Source organism: Thermoplasma sp. (assembly GCF_023256435.1).
GTDB lineage: Archaea > Thermoplasmatota > Thermoplasmata > Thermoplasmatales > Thermoplasmataceae > Thermoplasma.
Genome location: NZ_JAGDXM010000032.1, coordinates 228 through 1,892 on the forward strand (window position 1 = coordinate 228; position 1,665 = coordinate 1,892).

At 37.0% G+C, this 1,665-nt stretch carries 2 protein-coding genes; both read right to left on the bottom strand.

Annotation, left to right across the window (positions count from 1 at the left end; all coding sequences use genetic code 11):
* Positions 1-165 precede the first annotated feature (165 nt).
* Positions 166-1,056: a dihydrodipicolinate synthase family protein gene (locus Q0C15_RS04055; RefSeq protein WP_297216488.1), complete on the bottom strand. Its 891-nt coding sequence runs from the start codon at positions 1,054-1,056 to the stop codon at positions 166-168.
* 86 nt (positions 1,057-1,142) lie between these two features.
* The coding region (locus Q0C15_RS04060; protein ID WP_297216491.1) for an MFS transporter at positions 1,143-1,665 on the bottom strand (523 nt) is incomplete at its 5' end.

Genomic DNA, 1,665 nt, shown 5'->3' on the forward strand with positions numbered 1-1,665 from the left:
GCTGTCTCAATGAGCGAATCCATCATACGGAAGCTTCAGTTTAATAGTCCTGAACATTGTTTAATAGAATAGAAAATATGTTAAAAAATATTTCAATTGGGGGAAGTCCATGTATCTCTTGTCCAAAGAGGGAGTTTTACAGCTTCCCCCAAACCCCCTACTTTCCTATAATTCAAGTATAGATATGAGAGATTCGAGCCTATCTATCAGAATCTTTGAGAGATGCGGGCATGGTTCTCTACATTCGTAGTTGTCTATAATGCCCCTTCTTTTCAGTACATACTTCTCGATCTCCACGAATCTGTCCAGATGATTCACCTCGAACTTCAGGAATTCACTGATTTTGTCTCGATCAGCTGCATCACCGTTAAGCATCATCCTGTTCACCACATCTGGCATCGAAGATCCGATTATGCTTCCGTCTGATCCTGCTTTTCTCTCCCGTATGATGTCGAGACCTAGGTATCCACCATAGATCATAATATCAGGATAAACGTTCCGGATTTTTCTCATCTTGATCACGGATCCCTTACCTTCTATCTTGAAGCCTGCGACCTTCTCTGAATCTATATACTTTCTCCAGAATTCCATATCTGGCAGGTACGATGATGGGGTGTTGGTATCCTGGAATATAACGGGAATATCCAGCATTTCTAAAGCTTTGGAAACAAACTTTTCTACAAATTTCTTATTCAATTGGTAGAACGGAACATACTGTGGCGGCGAAATGATCAAGTAATCAACGCCATATTTATCTGATACTTTAGATAGCTCCTTCATAGCGAACAATGAATTGTCATTTATGCCCACCATGATCTCGCCGGGCCGGAAAGTGGAGGAGCAAAGGTATTCAATTATCCTCTTTTTCTCATCCATGGTAAGTCTGTAATATTCGCCACCGAAGATCAATAGAGCCATCGACTTTATTTTTATTTTTTCCAGAAAATCGAGGATATCAGCTGTTTCGTCATAGTTTACAGTCTGATCTTTATTAAATACGGTAGGGCATGCGGCCACTATATAGTTATTATTTATCAAATTAAATGACGAGTTCATAGATTTTACTTAATTATACAAATATAAATATTATATTAATATACCATTAATAAAAACGTTAAAAATTAAATAATTTTTAAGTATATTCATATTGCAATATCTTCCAATGGTTCGCCAACTTTTATTTTTGGACCTGTCAAAAATATTCCTATTGCAACAGCAAAGAAAGCAATGGCTATAATCGCCATATCGCCACTTATGCCAACAAATTTTATTAAACTTCCATAGATTAAATCTACTATTCCCCATCCTAATTGGCCAAACCCTGTGGATAGAACATTTACTGTGCCTCTTATGCGTGTAGGTACCATTTCATTCACATAATTTATCACGTTAGCAAAATTTCCATTTATCCAAAATGACGAAAAGGCATAGGTTATAAGCAATGCAACATATGTCTTGGCGGAAATGGCAAATAGTACAGTACCTACCAATGCTAGAACAGTTCCCAATATGCCAGCATAACGTCTTCCAATAAATTCACTTATAGCACCATTTACCCAATAACCTGGTATTGTAATAAATGAACCAATGGTAATTATGCTTGCAGTAACAGGGACCGAAAGATGAATAATGACTTCCATATAATATGAAGCTAATACTGCGACA

What these genes read in the sequence shown, in the direction of transcription:
- Q0C15_RS04055 (WP_297216488.1), bottom strand. Translation starts at nt 1,056, where the DNA reads ATGAACTCGTCATTTAATTTGATAAATAATAACTATATAGTGGCCGCA.